This is a genomic window from Mesorhizobium sp. M4B.F.Ca.ET.143.01.1.1 (assembly GCF_004792275.1).
GTDB lineage: Bacteria > Pseudomonadota > Alphaproteobacteria > Rhizobiales > Rhizobiaceae > Mesorhizobium > Mesorhizobium abyssinicae.
The window spans coordinates 173,066-190,693 of the sequence record NZ_SRSR01000002.1 but is presented as its reverse complement, the minus strand read 5'-3'; the positions used below and the strand labels follow the sequence as shown (position 1 = coordinate 190,693).

Sequence of the window (17,628 nt, the reverse complement as noted above, 5' to 3'; positions counted from 1 at the left end):
CCCCCGCTCTCAGAAGAAGATGCTAATATAGCAGGAACTTTCCGGCGACCCTGTGACGGAGGCCACACAGGCAAGACTGTTCACCGATATTTTTCTGACCGGAGGAAAATCCGCCGGTCCGCGGCATGCACTGTGCCCGCCTTCAATGCCCGGCTTGATCGGCATCCGTCAGCGTGCCGAGGAAGGCGACGATGTCGTCGATCTCGGCGTCGGTTAGCGCCGGCCTGTCGCCTGGTTTCCTGCCGTTGAAAGGCGGATCCGTGTTGAGGTTTCCCCGGTAAGCCCTTGGCAGATCGTCATATTGGTTGATCGTGCCGTCGGCGCTCTTTGGATACCAGCGGCCCGGATCCGTGTCGCGGCTGGCGTAGAAGGCGACGGCATCGCGCAACGTGTGGAAACAGCCGTTGTGGAAGAAGCTCTTTCGCAACGCCACGTTGCGCAGGGTCGGCGTCTTGAACAGGCCGCAATATTCAGCGTGTCCCTTGAGGTCGGTGCGCAGCGGGCCGCACAGGCCGAGATCGACATAGGCCGGATCGGCATTGGCCGGGATCGCTGCGTTGCGCGGCACGCCGATGGCGATCAGCCCGTAATCGGTGAACTGCGGCGGCTCGCCTTTGTTGCTGGGCCGGCTCAGATGACAGCTGGCGCAATTGCCCTTGGCTTCGTCCTCGAACACGGCACGGCCGCGCAGTTCCTGCGCCGAGAGTGTCGCCTTGCCGGCGAGGAAAGCGTCGTAGCGGCTGGAATAGGGGTAGAAATCGGCGCTGCTCTGCTCGAACGTGCCGAGCGCTTCGGCGGCGGCATCGAAGGCGTCGCCCGGCCGCTCGAACACGCCGTCGCCGAACGCCGCCTGGAACTCCTGCGCATAGGCCGCCTTGCGCAACGCCGCCACAACCGCGCCCTCATCCTTGTTGGCCATCTCGAAGGGCGAGAGCAGGGGGATCTTCGCCTGCTCCTGGCCGCGATCGGCGCGGCCGTCCCAGGTCAGTCCGCCGGTCGGACCGTTGTCGACGCTCTCGTCGCCCTCATCCTCGGAATCGTAAAAGTGCTCGGTGAAGGCGGGCGCCGCCTGCAGGTAGCGCAGCGATGGCACCGCGCGCAGGCCCGGCCGGTCGAGATTGGGCCCGCCCATCTCGACCGGTGCCGCCGAGGCCGGCCCGAAGGCGTGGTTGGGATCATGGCAGGAGGAGCAGGCCTGCTTGCCCGAGGCCGACAGCGACGGATCGAAGAACATTTTCCGGCCGAGCGCCGTCAGCGCCTGCGCTCGCGCGAAAGCCTCCGCGCGCGACAGCGGGCCGGGATGGGTGCTGCCCGCGGTGGTCGCCGGTAAGGCGAAGCCGAACATCGCCGCCGTGGCGATCGCGATTGTCAGGCCTTTCCATCGTCTTGTCGGCATAGGCATGGTCCGGTTTGCGCCGGGGCTAGGTGCCCAGTGCAACGGATTGATGACCGGTCGCGAAGCTCAGCAACCGTGTTCGCGGGGAGAATGTCACAAAAGTGACAGTGGCGCTCGATCTGACGCGCTGAGGGCGTGAAGGAAGGAAGCCCGTTACGCCGCTTCCCCTGCAGAACAGATGAATCAATCCGGCAGGATGCGCAGCTATCGGATTGTTTTGCCTAGAGTTGGGAGCGCGCCGGCGCTCACTCCGCCTCATCCACCCAGATCAGCCGCAGCAGCCGCAGCAGCGTTGCGCGCTCCTTGCTGGTCAGCCGATGCAGGAAGCGGTCCTCGTGCAGGCGCACCTGACGCCGCCAGGCCGGCATCGCGGCCTTGGCCGCCTCGGTCAGCCGAAGCTCCTGCACGCGCCGATCCTTGGCATGGTCGTCGCGCTCGATCAGGCCGCGCTCCTCGAGCTCGGCCAGCAGCGGCGCCATGTTGGCGCTCTTCATGGCGAGCAGCCGGCAAAGCCCGGCGGCGCGGATGCCCGGCCGTTCGTCGATCAGCGCCAGCATGGCGTAGGTGACGGGGCGCAATTCCGCTTCCGCCATCTCGATGGCGAAATCGTTGAGCGCCAGCGCCGAGGCGCGCCGCAGATTGTAGCCGATCTGCGCGTCGAGCGCGTCCTCGGCGAGGTCGTTGCCGGTTTCGTCCATGTCCGATCGATTGCCGCGATCCGGCCCCTTGTCAAGACAAAAATACTATGCGACATAGCGAAGATAAAAGCTATGTAGCATAGCGATATCGGAGGAGTTGACCATGGCAGAGGAAATCGAAGATACCGTCGCTTTCGATGTCGAGGGCGGCATCGCCTGGGTCCGCTTCAACCGGCCGGCCAAGCGCAATTCGATGAGCCCGGCGCTCAACCGGCGCATGATGCAGGTGCTCGACGAACTTGAATTCCGCGACGATGTCGGCGTTCTCGTGCTCTCCGGCGAAGGCGCCGCCTGGTCGGCCGGCATGGACCTCAAGGAATATTTCCGTGAGACCGAGGCGAAGGGCCAGGGCGCCGTGCGTAAGGCTCAAGCCGAGGCCTATGGCTGGTGGCGGCGGCTGCGCTGGTATCGCGTGCCGACCATCGCCATGGTCAATGGCTGGTGCTTCGGCGGCGGCTATGGCCCGCTGTTTGCCTGCGATCTCGCCTTCGCCGCCGACGAGGCGCAGTTTGCGCTCTCCGAGATCAACTGGGGCATCCTGCCCGGCGGCGGCGCCACCAAGGTGGTGGTCGATCTCTTGTCTATGCGCGACGCTATGTATCATGCACTGACCGGCGAACTGATCGACGGCAGGAAGGCGGCGGCCTGGAAGCTGGTCAATGAAAGCCACCCGCTGGAAGGTCTCAAGGCGCGTGTCGCCGAGGTGGCCGGGATCCTGTTGAAGAAGAACCCGGTCGCGCTCAAGGCCACCAAGGACGCCATCCGCCGCGTCGCCGAGATGACCTACGACAATGCCGAGGACTATCTGGTGCGGGCGCAGGAGGCGGCGAATTCCTTCGACAATGAAGGCCGCAAGGAAGGCATCCGCCAGTTCATCGACGAAAAGAGCTACAAGCCCGGCCTCGGCGCCTACGACAAGGCGAGATGATCCGGTCGATGTGACCTGACACCGGCCGGCGATCGATGCCGGCTGGCACCCGATACGGCGCGTGACACGGGAGGAGATCGCAATGCCGGCATGGACGACACCGGACCCCATTGCCCTGCATGCCCGCGCGCAGCCGGACCGCCTTGCTTGCGTCGACCTGGCGTCCGGACGCCGCTGGACCTACGCCGCGCTCGACGACGCCATCCAGCGCGCGGTCGCGGTGCTCGAAAACCATGGCGTAGGGCAGGGGCAGCGGGTCGCCGCGCTGGCCCGCAACAGCGCTGACCTCGTCATCCTGCAGCAGGCGGCGATGCGCCTCGGCGCCGTCTTCGTGCCGGTCAACTGGCGGCTCGCCGCGCCCGAGCGGCAGGCGATCCTGGCCGATTGCGATCCCGCGCTTCTGGTCCACGACACCGGGCTCGATGTGGCGCCGCCTACCGGCTGCGCGCCGCTCGACGTCGCGCGCTTCCAGGCGGCCGTGGAAGAGGCCGAGCCAGCGCCGCGTCGCCCTTTGCCGGAAGCAGACCGGCCGTCGATCATCCTCTACACGTCAGGCACGTCGGGCCAACCGAAGGGCGTCATCGTCACCGAGGCCAATGCCTTCGCCACCGCGGTCAATTTCGGCGTCATCGGCCGCGTCGGCCATGACAGCGTCGTCCTCTGCGACGCGCCGATGTTCCATGTCATCGGCCTGATCACCAATCTGCGCCCGGTGCTGCTCAAGGGGGGCACCGTGCTGGTCTCCTCCGGCTTCGAGCCCGGCGTCACCAACGGCCGGCTCGCCGACTCGGCGCTCGGCGTCACCCATTATTTCTGCGTGCCGCAAATGGCGAGGATGCTGCGCGAACATGCCGGCTTTGAGCCTGCGCGCTGGACATCGCTTGTGGCGCTCTTCACCGGCGGTGCGCCGAACCCTGCCGCCGACATAACGTGGTGGCTCAAGCAGGGCGTGCCGATGGTCGACGGTTTTGGCATGACCGAGGCCGGCACCGTGCTCGGCATGCCGCTGGAGGCCGAGCGTATCGCCGCCAAGGCGGGCTCGGCCGGCCTGCCGGCACCAATGGTCTCGCTGCGCATCGTCGATGATGCCGGCAACGAAGTCGCGCCGGGGGAGGCGGGCGAGATCTGGCTCGCCGGCCCCAACATCACGCCGGGCTACTGGAACCGACCGGAGGAGACGGCGCGCGCCTTCAGCGCGGGCGGCTGGTTCCGCACCGGCGACATGGCGAAGCGCGACGAAGACGGCTTCGTCACTTTGGTCGACCGCCGCAAGGACATGTTCATCTCCGGCGGCGAGAACGTCTTCCCGGCCGAGGTCGAGATGGCGCTGCTTGCCCATACCGATGTCGCCGAGGTGGCGGTGATCGGTGTCGCCGACGAGCGCTGGGGCGAGGTCGGCCGCGCCTTTGTGGTGCTGAAACCCGGCCGCATGCTCGACCCGGCGACCCTCGCCAGCCACTGCGCCGCGCGCATCGCCCGCTACAAGGTGCCCAAGGAATTCTTGGCCGTGGAAGCCCTGCCGCGCACGGCATCGGGCAAGATCCAGAAGCATCTGTTGCGGGCGCTGAAATAGACAGTCCGGAATTCGGTCCCATAACATCTTGCTTTGAACACGATGTCCGACAATTACCTGCGATTGGTTTCGTACGATCCGCACTGGCGCCCCGGCGAGGCGGCAGCCAGGGAGGCGGTGACGATCTTGCGAGATTTGTTTCCGCGGGCCGAACATATCGGGGTCGAATTCGAAGAAGGGGTGACATTCTTCGACGCCGGCGCGAACACGGAAAGCATCAACTGCCCCCTGTGTGGCAGCGATCTCGAGGACTGGTGGGGCGAGGCGATGGACCGGGCGGCGTCATCGGGCTTTGAAGACCTTGCGGCCGTAACGCCTTGCTGTCACGGGCCCACATCGCTCAACGATCTGCGCTATGTATGGCCAGCCGCATTCGGCAGTTGTGCGTTTACGGTCGTCAATCCCGACGAGACCTCGTTGGAAACCAACCAATTGCGGAGGATCGAGCAGGCAATCGGCTCGCAGCTGAAGGCTATCTGGCAGCATCTTTGAGGCCATCGTTCGTCGATCGACCTCGGTTGGATGTAGCGCGAGCCGGCAAAAGCTCCTCGATTTCCGGGCGGAGCAGCGCGCGACCCGATCTACTCGATCAGTAGCAAGCCCCGCTTTTTGTCGCCATCGCTGTCGACGGTGTCCATGGCCGAGAACAGGCGTTCACGCTCGACCAGCCAGGGCTTGTAGCGCTCGTTGACATCGAGCACGAAAACCATGTCCTCGGCTTCCAGATACCCTCCGATCGGAGAAAAATGGCCGCTGCCGGCGCCGAAAATCTTCTCGCGTGTGAAGTTGATGATGTAGCGGCGGTTCGGATCGTTGGCGCGCTTCAAGTGCTCGCGGAACTCTTCGGCGCTCAGGTTGCGCAGCACCGAGACTTCCCGGCTGGTTTTCGTTCGAGCGACCTCGGCAACCTCGTCCAACGTGAGCCCGATGATGCAAAAACCTGTCCAGCATTTGCCGGTGCCCTCAAGCACTTCGGCCTCGGTCGTCTCTTCTTCGCCGATCGAGCGGAATGTGTTGGCGACGCTTGCAGGCCCGCATCGCGAGCTGTTCGATTGCCAGTCGAGGTCGGCCTTGAACGAGGCGGCCACCGGCAGCTTCCAGGCGCTGTCGATCAATGCCGGGGTGCGGATAACCGACGACTGGATAGCGTCCTGCGAGACGGCGGATTGACCGATAGTCAAAAGCGCGCCGCCGCCGAGCAGGCCGACGCCGGCAATGCCTGCAATCAGAGCGAAAGCGAGACCGCGCTTCATTGCCGAACCTCGAGACAGTGCAGCAACAGGACAATGCAACAAGATGTTGCAGCCTAGCGGAACCAGAGACATCAGTCGATGTTGCGACGTCGGCCCCTCGCGTACCATATAGCGGGGCAGGGCGTGCGCCGCGGCGGCTGCGCCCTCGATTTTTGGCGTGCCGCCGGCCGAAAGGGATACCGCGATGAGTGAGCTCAAGGTGAGGACACGCGTCACTGGCGCAACGGCCGTCCTGCAGCCGGGCGGCCTGCCGGTCGTCACCACGCCGACCGGCGGCACGGTCGATGTCGTCACCGGCGTCAGCGCGCCGGGCTTCAACCCGCTCGACCTGCTCTATGCCTCGCTCGCCGCCTGCATGGTGATCAGCGCCCGCATCGCTGCCATGCGTCTCGGCGTGGCTGCGCAGCTCGGCGAGGTGCGCGCCGAGGTCGGCGGCGAGAAGGCGGCGGACGAGCCGTCCCGCGTCGTCCGCTTCAACATCAGGCTCGATATTTCAGGCGATCTCGACACGGCGACCAAGCAGCGCATCGTCGAGGACGCAGAGGCGATATGCACCGTCTCCAACACGCTGCGCGCAACGCCAGAATTGCACACGACGCTTCGGTGAGGCGACCGTTCCCATGGCCATGATCCCGCCCATCGACTATTCGACGGCGTCGCAAGAAATCCGAGCCGAGCACGACAGGGAGCTCAGCCTGCGCGGCCGCATGACCAACATGAAGCGCATCCTGCTCCATTCGCCGGCCGCCCATCGCATCTATGCCGAATGGTTCACGCTGCGCGATCTGCTCAAGCCCGCGCTCGACGACCGCGCCATCTGGTTGTTGTCGCACGCGATCTCCGAGACCTGCCGCGCCGAGATCCCCGTCACCTTCTTCCGCCGCGCGCTGATCGATTCCGGCTTCGATCCGGAGGCGATCGAGCCGACCGCCGACGAGGCGTTGCTGATAAAGTTCGGCAAGGCGGTCGCAGCCGATGCCAATGCTGTTCCGGAGGAAGTCTGGGCCGCGCTCAAGGCGCGCTACGACGACACGCTCTTGGTCAACCTCGTCGCCTTCGCCGGCATCATGGTGGCGACCTGCCTGTTCACCAATGCGGTACGGGTGGATCTCGATCCGGAGCTGGAGGGGTATCGCAAGCGGTGAAAGCGCGATCTCCCACAGGAGAGAAGGGAGAGCCCACCTCCGCAGGAATCGGGTGGCCGCCACCTTTCACCCGCCCCACCTTGATCCCATCAAAGGAGGCACCAGTGACCATCCATTCGATAAGCTCGCATCGTAAAATCCGCTCTGCCGAAGCGCGCGTCGCAGCCCAGGACTGGCGCACTCTGACCGGTGAACTGAACGCCCATGGCTGTGCCGTCATGCCCGCGCTTCTCGCCGCCGACGAATGCGCCGAAATCGCCGCGCTCTATCCGCATGAAGAGCATTTCCGCAGCCATGTGGTGATGGCGCGCCACGGTTTCGGCATGGGCGAGTACCGCTATTTCCGATATCCGCTCCCCGATCTGATCGAAGGCCTGCGCACCGCGCTCTATCCGCGGCTGGCCACCGTCGCCAACGACTGGCACGAGAAGATGGGGGTGGCGCTGCGCTATCCCGGCGACCACGCCGCCTTCCTGAAGCGCTGCCATGACGAGGGCCAAACGAAGCCGACGCCGCTCCTGCTGCAATACGGCCCTGGCGACTTCAACTGCCTGCACCAGGACCTCTACGGCGCGCTCGCCTTTCCGTTGCAGGTTGCGGTCCTGTTGTCCGAGCCAGGCGAGGATTTTAAAGGCGGCGAATTCGTGCTCACCGAACAGCGCCCGCGCATGCAGAGCCGCGCCGAGGTGGTACCACTGAGGCGAGGCGACGCGGTGATCTTCGCCGTCCACAATCGGCCGGTGCAAGGCAAGAAGGGGCACTATCGCGTGAACCTGCGCCACGGCGTCAGCCGCTTGCGCTCGGGGGAACGGCATACGGTCGGGATCATCTTCCACGACGCGAAATAAAGACGGGGCGCCGAAGCTGCTGATCTCCCCCCTCGAGGGGGGAGATCGGCTGTCGCCGCCGCCCTTCGCCAATCTCCAATGTCTCATCTGCGGCGCTTCTGCCTCTTCCCTCGCCGCCTTCATTCGGGTAAGCGCTCGGGCAAATCCCGCCACATCAGCGCATTTATCCGGACCGTCCTATGATCCGTCTCGAAAACATCGGCAAGCAGAACGGCCGTCAGATCGTCTTCATCGAAGCCTCGGCCGCCTTGCAGAAGGGCGAGAAGGTTGGCCTCGTCGGCCCGAACGGCGCCGGCAAGACGACGCTCTTCCGCATGATCACCGGGCAGGAACTGCCGGACGAAGGCCAGGTCCAGGTCGATCGCGGCGTCACTATCGGCTATTTCAGCCAGGATGTCGGCGACATGGAAGGCATGAGCGCCGTTGCCGAGGTGATGGAGGGCGCCGGGCCGGTGAGCGCGGTCGCCGCCGAGATGCGCGAACTCGAGCATGCCATGGGCGACCCCGACCGCGCCGACGAAATGGACGCCATCATCGAGCGCTACGGCGAGTTGCAGCACCGCTTCGAGGAGCTCGACGGCTATGCGCTGGACGGCCGCGCCCGTGAGGTCCTGGACGGCCTCGGCTTCAGCCAGGAGATGATGGACGGCGACGTCGCGAAACTCTCCGGCGGCTGGAAGATGCGCGTCGCGCTCGCCCGCATCCTGCTGATGCGGCCCGACGTGATGCTGCTCGACGAGCCGAGCAACCATCTCGACCTCGAAAGCCTGATCTGGCTGGAGCAATTCCTGAAGAATTATGACGGCGCGCTGCTGATGACCTCGCACGACCGCGAGTTCATGAACCGCATCGTCACCAAGATCGTCGAGATCGACGCCGGCTCGCTCACCTCCTACTCCGGCAATTACGAGTTCTACCAGGAGCAGCGGGCGCTGGCCGACAAGCAGTTGCAGGCGCAGTTCGAGCGCCAGCAGGCGATGCTGGCCAAGGAGATCGCCTTCATCGAGCGCTTCAAGGCGCGCGCTTCGCACGCCGCTCAGGTGCAGAGCCGGGTGAAGAAGCTCGACAAGATCGATCGCGTCGAGCCGCCGAAGCGGCGCCAGACGGTGACCTTCGACTTCCAGCCGGCGCCGCGCTGCGGCGAGGACGTGGCGACGCTGAAGGGCATCCACAAGAGCTATGGCAGCCGCAGCATCTATGCCGGCCTCGACTTCCAGGTGCGCCGGCGCGAGCGCTGGTGCGTGATGGGCATCAACGGCGCTGGCAAGTCGACGCTTCTGAAGCTGGTTGCCGGTGCTTCCGAGCCTGACCAGGGCACGGTGGCGCGCGGTCCGAGCGTCAAGATGGGCTATTTCGCCCAGCACGCCATGGAGCTGCTCGAGGGCGAGCGCACCGTGTTCCAGACGCTGGAAGACAATTTCCCGCAGGCCGGCCAGGCGCCGCTGCGCGCGCTCGCCGGATGTTTCGGCTTCTCCGGCGACGAGATCGATAAGAAGTGTCGCGTGCTCTCCGGCGGCGAGAAGGCGCGGCTGGTGATGGCGCTGATGCTGTTCGACCCGCCCAACCTGCTGGTGCTCGACGAGCCGACCAACCATTTGGACATGGCGACCAAGGAGATGCTGATCAACGCGCTTTCGCAATATGAAGGCACGATGCTGTTCGTCTCGCACGACCGCCATTTCCTCGCGGCGCTGTCCAACCGCGTGCTGGAGTTGACGCCCGACGGCATCCACACCTACGGCGGCGGCTATACCGAATATGTCGAACGCACCGGGCAGGAAGCGCCGGGGCTGAGGAGCTAGGGAGACGGCGGCCATGACCCGCTACAGTCATCCGGCACGCGATTGCCGGAAGAAGAATTCCGTGTACCCTCCACGATCCTTCAGGGGAGGCTTCGGGATGAGAATTGCAATGTCGGTCGCGTTGGCCGCGACAGTGGCCGGATGCGCGACCTCGCCGGTCGATTATGAAGCGTCGCTTTCGCAGCAGGATCAGAAATGGGCGTCGCCGCAATGCCAGCAAGCCCGCGCGGACGCTTCGGATTACGACGCTCGCGAAAAGAACCACCCGGGCTGGGGGTTCGTCGTGCTCGGCCCGTACGGGTTGGGGATCATAGCAGCCGTCAAGGAGCACGAGCAGAAGCAGCGAAAGGCGCTCGCCCGCGAGGTGCACATGCAATGCTCGAGCCTTCCGCTGCCCAAGGCGTTGCAGGGCGAGTCAAGCCCACAGGCCCCGACGAAATATCCATAGCCGGGATCGCCCTGCTTGGAGACTGGGTGCCCGTAAAGGGCTCAGATGGGGCGTAGCCGTCGTGGACGAGGGGCGCTAGCCGACCGCCAGCCATTTGCGCGACTGGGCGAAGGCCTTGAAGGTCTTGGCGTCCATCGGGCGGCCGAAGGCGTAGCCCTGCAAGATGTCGCAGCCCAATTCCTTCAGGATGCGCGCATGTTCCATCGTTTCGACGCCTTCGGCCACCACTTCAATGCCGAGCGACTTGCCGATCTCGATGATCGACGACACCAGCCGCCGTTGCGCCTTTGAGCCGGTGATCGGCGTGATCAGCTGGCGATCGATCTTCAGCCGGCGCGGCTGCAGCTTGAGCAGGCTGACGATCGAGGCATAGCCGGTGCCGAAATCGTCGATCTCGATGTCGATGCCGAGTTCCTTGATCTGCTCGATGTTCCAGGAAACGAAGTCGTCGTTCTCGTCGAGGAAGATCGACTCCACCAGCTCGAACGACACGGTCCCTTGTTTGATGGCGAGCTTGCGCAAACCCTTGATCAGGTCCCTGTCCTCGAGGCGCCGGGCCGAGACGTTGACCGAAACGCGCGGAATGTTGAGATGCGACCAGCGCTCGAAATTCTCCAGTGCCTGCTTGAGCGTGGTGCGGTCGATCAGCGCCACCACGTTCAGCTCCTCGGCCACCTTGAGATAGGCGGCGGGCGCCAGGATGCCGCGGCGCGGATGCTTCCAGCGCGACAACGCCTCCACGCCGACGATCTCCAGCGTCCTGGCGTCGAACTGCGGCTGGTAATAGGCGACGAACTCGTTCCGCTCCAGCCCGCCGAGGATTTCGTCGGCGATCTGCTTGGTCCGGACGATCTCGCTCTGCAGCTCCTCGTTGAAGAACTCGTAGCGATTGCGGCCATGGCTTTTCGCCCGGTAAAGCGCGAGATCGGCATTGACGAGCAACTGCCTGGCGTCGACGCCGTCATTGGCGGCGATGCCGATGCTGACGCCAAACCGGCACTGGTGGCCCTGGTAGGTGACCGGTTGGCGCATCTCCTCGATGATGCGGCTGGCCAGTTCGGCCAACTTGTCGTCGCCATCCCCATGGGCGACCACCACGAACTCGTCGCCGCCGATGCGGGCCACGAAATCGGCGATTCCGGCGTTGGCCTTGATGACTTTCGAGGCGTGCATCAGCATGGCATCGCCAGCCGCGTGGCCGAGCGTGTCGTTGATCTGCTTGAAGCGGTCGAGGTCGAGATGCAGCAGCGCCGTGCGCCGGCCGCTTTCACCGCTTTCGGCCAGCATCTCGTCGAGATAGCGGCGGTTGGGCAGGCCGGTCAGCGAGTCGTGAAGCGCGACATGCTCGATGCGCGCCTTGGCGATCTCCAGCTCGGCGTTCTTCGATTCCGACAGCTGCCGCTCGCGCTCCAGATTTTCGTTGAGCAGCACGTCGCTCGTCACGTCCCATTCGGCGCCGATCATCTTCGGCGTGCCGCCGGTGTCCTGGAAGAACGTGGCGCGCGTGCGGACGTGGCGGACGTCGCCGTCATGATGGATGAGGCGGTATTGCGAGGAGTAGAGGCCCCTGGTCGCCGCAGCCAGGTCGAAATCCCGTCGAGCGCGCTCGATGTCGTCGGGGTGGATCGTTCCCGCCCAGTCATCATAGCCGCGCGGCTCGCTGCCGGCGGCCTTGCCGTAGATCTCGTTGACGCGTTCGTCCCACACCAGTTCGTTGGTGGCGAGGTCGTGCTCCCAGACGCCGATGCCCGAGGCCTCCAGCGCCAGCTCCAGCCGCCCGGACAGGCGCCGCAACTCGGCATAGTTCTTCTGCCTTTCGCCGAACAGCCGCCCGGCCACCAGGATCGGCAGCACCACCAGGACGCCGGCGAGCGCCATGAGGGCCAGCAAGGTCCGCTCATTCTTCGGCGCCGCTGGCCAGCCACCCTTGGGAATGGCCGAGATCCGCCACGAGCCTGACGGCACCTCCACTTCGGCTGTCACCGGATTGCCGGCGACGACATTGCTGCCACCGAAGAAACGTTCGCCGCTGCCACCAAGCGCGTCCTTGCCGGTCAGCGCCACATCGATGTCTATGGCGGGGTCGGTAAGGCCGCTTGCCGCGTAGAGCCGGTCGACATCGACCACAGCGGAGATGATGCCCCAGAAGCGGTCGCCACCGCCCGCCGTCGGCACGAAGACCGGGATGCGGCCGATGAAGCCGCGCCCGCCTTGCGCCAGATCGACCGGGCCGGCGAACACCAGCTCGCGCCGGTCGCGCGCCCGCAGCGCTGCCGTGCGTTGCGCCTCGTTCTTGCGGTAATCGAGCCCGATCGCCTTCTCGTTGCCCTTCATCGGGTACATCAGCGAGATGATGAGGTCGGGCGCGCCGGCGATGTTGCGCAACTGCGACTTCTGCTCGAACAGATTCCCGGCAAGCGAGGCAAATCTCTGCTGGCCCAGATACGGCTCGGTGACGATGGCCGATACCAGGCCCTGGGTGAGCTGAAGATTGCCGTTGATGTTGCCCTCGAGCTTGGCCCGGATGATGTTGACCTTGGCCAGGACATCGGCGCGCGCCAGCTGATCGGAGACCTTCCTGTTCTGCTGGTCGGCAACGACGGCGCAGACCAAAAGCACGACGAAGGCTATCGCCGCCGGCAAGTTGGCGGGGGAAAAAACGGCCTGCCTGACGCGGCCTATGCTGAAATCCGTTCTGGCCAATTCGACCCAAATGCCTTTCGTGGACGATAGCCCATCGGTCGAACTTAGTAGAAAGTGCTTAAATTTAGACTTCCATGCAGGCCAGAAGTTTCAGTATTGGCCTATCGTGACGCAGGTCATACGGATATTTCCCCGTGCCCCGCCAAAGGCCCGTGGCTGCGGAAATGCGGCGCACAAGTCCTGTCGGTCAGTCGAGCCCGGCGACGCGCAGTCCCTCGATATAGCGGGCGCGATCCTTGTCGTGGACGATGGGGTGGTATTTCTCGACCCAATCCACGGACACGGAAGGATGCAGGCGCCGTGCCTGCGACAGGGCATGGACCGCGGCGGCGTGATCGCCCGCCATGCCGGCCGAAGCGGCGTATGTACGCCAGGCGGTGCCGAAATTCTGCCTGAGATCCACCGCCCGCCGTTCGAAATCGGCGGCCTCTGCATAACGCCCGGCCATGAAATGACAGAGCCCGGCGACGGAAAGGCTGCCGGCCTGCGTGAAGTCGCGTGGGCTTAGCCGGTCGGCCAGGGCGACCTGGTGCAGGCCGTCGTCTGGCATGCCCGCATAGGCATAGGTCGATCCAAGGATCATGTGCGCGTAGGCGAGGCTCGGATTGAGGGTGATCGCCTCGGACAGGGCCTTCACGGCTGGCTCGAAGCGACGCGACGCCATATGCACGAAGCCGGTGGCGAAGTGCGTCCAGGGGTCCTCCGGGTCGCTGCGGATCGCCCGTTGCGCCATGTCGTGGGCGGTCGGCAAGGCGACTTCGGCGTCGGCCAGCCCAAGCATCGCCTTTGCGGCCAGGCCCCAGGCAATCAGGCAGTTGGCGCGCGGATAGTCGGGATCGATGTCGATGGCCTTTTTCAACAGCCGCTCAGCGATCTCGAAATCCGGCACGGAAGCCCAGGTCCAGACATAGGGCATCGCTTTCATAACAAACCCCCAGGCGTCGAGATTGCCGGGCAACCGGCCCTGGAAACGCTCGTGCTCGGCCACATAGAGCCTCGGCTCGATGGCGCCGATCACGCTTTCGGAGATCTCGTCCTGCAGCGCGAAGAAATCGGCGATCTCGGCATCGTAGCGCTGCACCCAGATCTGGCGCCCGGTATCGGCGTCGCTCACCCTGGCATTGATCCTGAGCCGCTGCCCGGAACGGCGCACGCTTCCGTCGAGCACATAGCGCACGCCGAGTTCGCGCCCGATCTGCTTCACGTCGACCGCCTTGCCCCCATAGGTGAACGATGAATTGCGGGCCGAGACGAACAGCCAGCGCAGCCGTGCAAGCCGGGTGATGATGTCTTCGGCGAGGCCATCGCCAAAATACTGCTGCTCGGCATCTTCGCTGAGATTGGCAAAAGGCAGCACGGCGATGGATGGCCCGGCCGCCGCGCTCTCGGATGGCGGCGCGGCCCTGTCGAGGCAATCCACCACGCCAGCGAAGCGATAGCCGATCCGCGGGATGGTCGCGATCCATTCGCCGTCATCTGGCCCTGACCCAAGCAGCCTTCGCAGCGACGCGATCTGTACGGAGAGGTTGCTTTCCTCGATCGCCGCATGCGGCCACGCCGCATTCATCAGCTCGGCCTTGGACCGCACTTCGCCGGGCCGCTCCACGAGTGCGGCCAAGAGCAGCACGCCGCGATAACCGACGGCAACGGGCATACCTTGCCGGAGCAGCGTTCCCGCCTCCGGGTTGAGCTCGAACGGGCCGAAGACGAACCGTTTCCCCACCATGGCGCAAACTAGCATCTTTTCGGAGCTTTTCGGAACTATTCGGCCGCGCGCCAGGGACGAAAACCGTCGGTCCGGCTCATTCTGTCACTGCGTTTCGAGACAGGAGAGCCGAAATGTCCGCCATTGTTTCCCACCCTATCGGGTTTGAGACGGAGACCGAGCAAACGGTTCCAGTGAGCAACAAGCGCCCACGCGAAGAAGAATTCCGCGCCGCCCTCGACCGCTATATGGCGGACTACATCACTCACCAGAAACGCTGCGCCGAGGCCAGGAATTCGTCCGAATAGATGCGAAACTGTCCGTGGCCGCTGAGCGCCGCGCCTACTTTCCCGCCATGTGATCGGCGAGCTCCTGCGCGTGGGCAAGCAGGGCAGGGAAGGCCGGGTCGCCGGGCAGGTGCTCGCCCATGCAGGCGCGGTAGTCGCCGTCGCCTTTTTCCCAGGCGGCGTTGGCGGCATCGTAGGCCTTTTCGTCCTTGAGCTCCGAAGCCTGGTAGGCCTCCTGAAATTTCTGGGCGGCGGCGTCGGCCGCGGTCCACAAGGCATCGCAGGCCGCGATCTTCGGGACGGGCGGTGCGGCAGGCGCCTCGGCGATCAGCACGCGATCGCCCTTGACCAGCGTGACGATGACCTGCTGGTCGTAGATCGGCCCGACATCCTGGGTCCAGCCGCCAAGCCGCGCGAACGCCATGTCGGCGCCTTCCGGTTTCTTCAGCGGAAAGTCGAGCGTGCTGACGAAGGCGGCGTCGGCGCCGATGGCCTGGGTGTAGAAGGCGTCGAGCTTCAGCGCCGCGTCGATGCCGGCCGGCAGCCTGAGGTTCTCATCGGTCTCGTCGGCCCTGGACTTGAGCCACCGCTCGGCAAGCCCGCGCGTCGTCGCGACAAGGCTCGGGCCGTCGTCGCTGGTAGTGTATCTCAGCCCGTCGAGCATGCCGAAACCGATATCGGAGTCGCTGAGGCTCTGCAGATTGATCGTGCCGGCTGCCGGAAAATCCTTGACCGCCAGCGGGCCCAGCAGGGCCGAAAGACGCGTCTGGAGATCGGCCATCGCCTTCGTATTCTGGGCATCGAGCGTTTCCACGGCAGCGTTCGCGCTTTCCTGTGCTGCGATGTCCGAAATCGCCTTGTCACGCGCGGCGATATAGTCGTCCTCCGGCGAGGCAGCGAGTGCCGCGCTGCCCGCAAGCATGAAGAGAAGTGTCCAGATCAACCGCATGACATAGCCCCCAAGTTAGCGATCAAAAGCCCTTGCGAGCCTTCGCCCGACTTGGCGGCTTTTGCGTGGCGGAAATCAGCGGATCGCCAATTCTTTATCCGGCCTTCCGCTTCTCCACTTCCGCCTTCCTGAGCAGGAACCGCTGGATCTTGCCGCTCGGCGTCTTCGGCAGTTCGGCGACGAACTCGACCTCGCGCGGATAGGCATGCGCCGAGAGCCGTTTCTTCACATGCTGGGCAAGCTCCTCGGCCAGCGCCTCGCTGCCTTTGAAGGCCGACGCCAGCACGACGAACGCCTTGACGATCTCGGTACGCTGCGGATCGGGCACGCCGACCACCGCCGCCTCGTTGACCGCCGGGTGCTCGATCAGCGCGCTCTCGACGTCGAACGGCCCGATGCGGTAGCCGGCCGAGGTGATGACGTCGTCGGCGCGGCCGATGAAGGAGACCGAACCGTCCGGCTCGTATTCCACCGTGTCGCCGGTGCGGTAATAGCCGCCGGCGATCGCCGGCGTTTCGGCCTGGTGGTAGCCTTCGAACCAGCGCAGCGGCGATTTGGCGATGTCGACGGCGAGGATGCCCGGCTGGTTCGGGCCAAGCTCGTTACCCGCCTCGTCCAGAACCACCATGCGGTAGCCCGGCATGGCGAAGCCGGCCGAGCCAGCGCGCACGCTGTGCGCCAGCCCATGATGGTTGTTGACCATCATGCCGTTCTCGGTCTGGCCGTAGTGGTCGTGGATCGGCGCGGCGAGGTTGGCATCGAACCAGCGGATCACTTCCGGGTTGAGCGGCTCGCCGGCGCTGCTCACCACGCGCAGCTTACCTTTGACGCGAGCGGCAGCCGCGGCGCCTTCCGCCATCAGCAGGCGATAGGCGGTGGGCGAGCCGGCAAGGCTGGTAACGCCCAGCCGCTCGATGATGTCGTAGGTGCTTTTGGCGTTGAAGGCGCCTTCGTAGAAGGTGGTGGCGATGCCTAGCTGCAAGGGGCCGGTGATGGCGTAGTAGAGCCCGTAGGCCCAGCCGGGATCGGCGATGTTCCAGAACACATCCCCGGGCCGCAGCCCGATCGCGTCGCGCATATAGGCGCCGAAGGCGAGCAGGGCGCCGAGCGGCACGGGCACGCCCTTTGGATGGCCGGTCGTGCCGGAGGTCGACATCATCATGAACAGGTCCGAGCCTTTGCGCATCACTGGCTGGCAATCGGGGGAGGCGGCGGCAACGGCAGCGGGGAGATCGATGTCGCCGGCGGGCAGGGCCTCGCCCGCGCCAAGGATGGTGGCGATACGCGGATGGTTCTCCACCTCGTCGAGCTTGCCGCGGTTGGCCGGATTGGTGACCACCAGCTTTGCTTTGCTGTAGCTCAGGCGATGCTCGATCGCTTTCGGCCCGAAGGCGGTGAACAGCGGCTGGTAGACCGCGCCGATGCGCCAGGCGCCCAGGATCAGCGCCACCAGCTCGGGAATGCGCGGCAGCATGCCGGCGACGACGTCGCCGGGGCCGACGCCAAGCGCCTTCAGCATATTGCCGGCGCGCCCCGACATGTCGGCGAGATCGTCGAAGGTAAACTCGCGCAACTCCCCGCCCGCCGAGATGGCGCGCAGCGCCAGCCGGTTTTCGCCGGTGTAGCGGCCGCAGCACTCGACATAGGCATTGATGCCAGTCGCCGGATCGCCATGCAGCCGGGCGACTTCATCCTCGATGCGGAAGCGCTCGACGGCGTCCTCGTAGCGCGGCAGGCCGGCCGCCGCTGGCGTCTTGGTCATCGCAATCCTCCCTCAACGGCTTGCCATCTTTCCATGGCAGGCCGCTCGGTGGAGATTGCCCGAAATCCGCGCCGGGGTCGATTGCGGCGAAAGTCGATCGCGGCTTGGCCTCGCCAGCGCTGGCCTGTAGC

General features: G+C 65.2%; 16 protein-coding genes. 9 read left to right on the top strand and 7 right to left on the bottom strand.

Annotated features, from left to right (window positions below):
- Positions 1-142: 142 nt before the first annotated feature.
- Both EN786_RS05085 and EN786_RS05080 read right to left on the bottom strand, forming a co-directional pair.
- Positions 143-1,345, bottom strand: coding sequence for a cytochrome-c peroxidase (locus EN786_RS05085; RefSeq protein ID WP_245478320.1), 1,203 nt, complete (start codon positions 1,343-1,345; stop codon positions 143-145).
- A 296-nt stretch (positions 1,346-1,641) separates the two neighbouring features.
- Positions 1,642-2,094: a MarR family transcriptional regulator gene (locus EN786_RS05080; protein ID WP_127284962.1), complete on the bottom strand. Its 453-nt coding sequence runs from the start codon at positions 2,092-2,094 to the stop codon at positions 1,642-1,644.
- Between the two features lie 103 nt (positions 2,095-2,197).
- Between EN786_RS05080 and EN786_RS05075 the strand changes: the two genes are divergently transcribed.
- From EN786_RS05075 to EN786_RS05065, 3 genes are all read left to right on the top strand, one after another.
- Positions 2,198-3,022 carry a p-hydroxycinnamoyl CoA hydratase/lyase gene (locus EN786_RS05075; protein WP_127284963.1) on the top strand — a complete coding sequence of 275 codons (825 nt, stop codon included), beginning with the start codon at positions 2,198-2,200 and terminating at the stop codon, positions 3,020-3,022.
- An 82-nt stretch (positions 3,023-3,104) separates the two neighbouring features.
- Positions 3,105-4,595 carry an AMP-binding protein gene (locus EN786_RS05070; RefSeq protein WP_127310619.1) on the top strand — a complete coding sequence of 497 codons (1,491 nt, stop codon included), beginning with the start codon at positions 3,105-3,107 and terminating at the stop codon, positions 4,593-4,595.
- 42 nt (positions 4,596-4,637) lie between these two features.
- Positions 4,638-5,087: a hypothetical protein gene (locus EN786_RS05065; protein WP_127310618.1), complete on the top strand. Its 450-nt coding sequence runs from the start codon at positions 4,638-4,640 to the stop codon at positions 5,085-5,087.
- Between the two features lie 89 nt (positions 5,088-5,176).
- On the opposite strand, the gene EN786_RS05060 is transcribed toward EN786_RS05065, so the two are convergent.
- Entirely contained in the window at positions 5,177-5,848 is a 672-nt protein-coding gene (locus EN786_RS05060) for a phytochelatin synthase family protein (protein WP_127310617.1), read from the bottom strand.
- Positions 5,849-6,032: 184 nt separating this feature from the next.
- Between EN786_RS05060 and EN786_RS05055 the strand changes: the two genes are divergently transcribed.
- The 5 genes from EN786_RS05055 (at position 6,033) to EN786_RS05035 (ending at position 10,091) form a co-directional block, all read left to right on the top strand.
- Entirely contained in the window at positions 6,033-6,455 is a 423-nt protein-coding gene (locus tag EN786_RS05055) for an OsmC family protein (RefSeq protein WP_127310616.1), read from the top strand.
- 13 nt (positions 6,456-6,468) lie between these two features.
- Positions 6,469-6,993 (top strand): hypothetical protein, encoded by a 525-nt coding sequence (locus tag EN786_RS05050; protein ID WP_127310615.1) that lies wholly within the window; start codon positions 6,469-6,471, stop codon positions 6,991-6,993.
- A 104-nt stretch (positions 6,994-7,097) separates the two neighbouring features.
- Positions 7,098-7,841, top strand: a complete 744-nt coding sequence (locus tag EN786_RS05045; protein WP_127310614.1) for a 2OG-Fe(II) oxygenase — start codon at positions 7,098-7,100, stop codon at positions 7,839-7,841.
- Between the two features lie 179 nt (positions 7,842-8,020).
- Complete coding sequence (gene abc-f, locus EN786_RS05040) at positions 8,021-9,643, top strand: ribosomal protection-like ABC-F family protein (RefSeq protein ID WP_127284968.1); 1,623 nt, start codon at positions 8,021-8,023, stop codon at positions 9,641-9,643.
- A 97-nt stretch (positions 9,644-9,740) separates the two neighbouring features.
- Complete coding sequence (locus EN786_RS05035) at positions 9,741-10,091, top strand: hypothetical protein (protein ID WP_127310621.1); 351 nt, start codon at positions 9,741-9,743, stop codon at positions 10,089-10,091.
- A gap of 75 nt (positions 10,092-10,166) precedes the next feature.
- Here the strand turns inward: EN786_RS05035 and EN786_RS05030 are convergent, their stop codons facing one another.
- Together EN786_RS05030 and EN786_RS05025 are read right to left on the bottom strand one after the other, a co-directional pair.
- Entirely contained in the window at positions 10,167-12,794 is a 2,628-nt protein-coding gene (locus EN786_RS05030) for an EAL domain-containing protein (RefSeq protein WP_135908034.1), read from the bottom strand.
- Positions 12,795-12,981: 187 nt separating this feature from the next.
- Positions 12,982-14,520 (bottom strand): FlgO family outer membrane protein, encoded by a 1,539-nt coding sequence (locus EN786_RS05025; protein WP_189340589.1) that lies wholly within the window; start codon positions 14,518-14,520, stop codon positions 12,982-12,984.
- A 113-nt stretch (positions 14,521-14,633) separates the two neighbouring features.
- Between EN786_RS05025 and EN786_RS37595 the strand changes: the two genes are divergently transcribed.
- The gene (locus EN786_RS37595; protein ID WP_189340588.1) at positions 14,634-14,807 is read left to right on the top strand and encodes a hypothetical protein; all 174 of its coding nucleotides are present in this window, start codon (positions 14,634-14,636) and stop codon (positions 14,805-14,807) included.
- Between the two features lie 34 nt (positions 14,808-14,841).
- Here EN786_RS37595 and EN786_RS05020 read toward each other — a convergent pair whose 3' ends face one another.
- Together EN786_RS05020 and EN786_RS05015 are read right to left on the bottom strand one after the other, a co-directional pair.
- Entirely contained in the window at positions 14,842-15,735 is an 894-nt protein-coding gene (locus EN786_RS05020) for a hypothetical protein (protein ID WP_127310948.1), read from the bottom strand.
- Positions 15,736-15,829: 94 nt separating this feature from the next.
- Positions 15,830-17,497, bottom strand: coding sequence for an acyl-CoA synthetase (locus EN786_RS05015; RefSeq protein ID WP_127310947.1), 1,668 nt, complete (start codon positions 17,495-17,497; stop codon positions 15,830-15,832).
- Between the last annotated feature and the right edge of the window lie 131 nt (positions 17,498-17,628).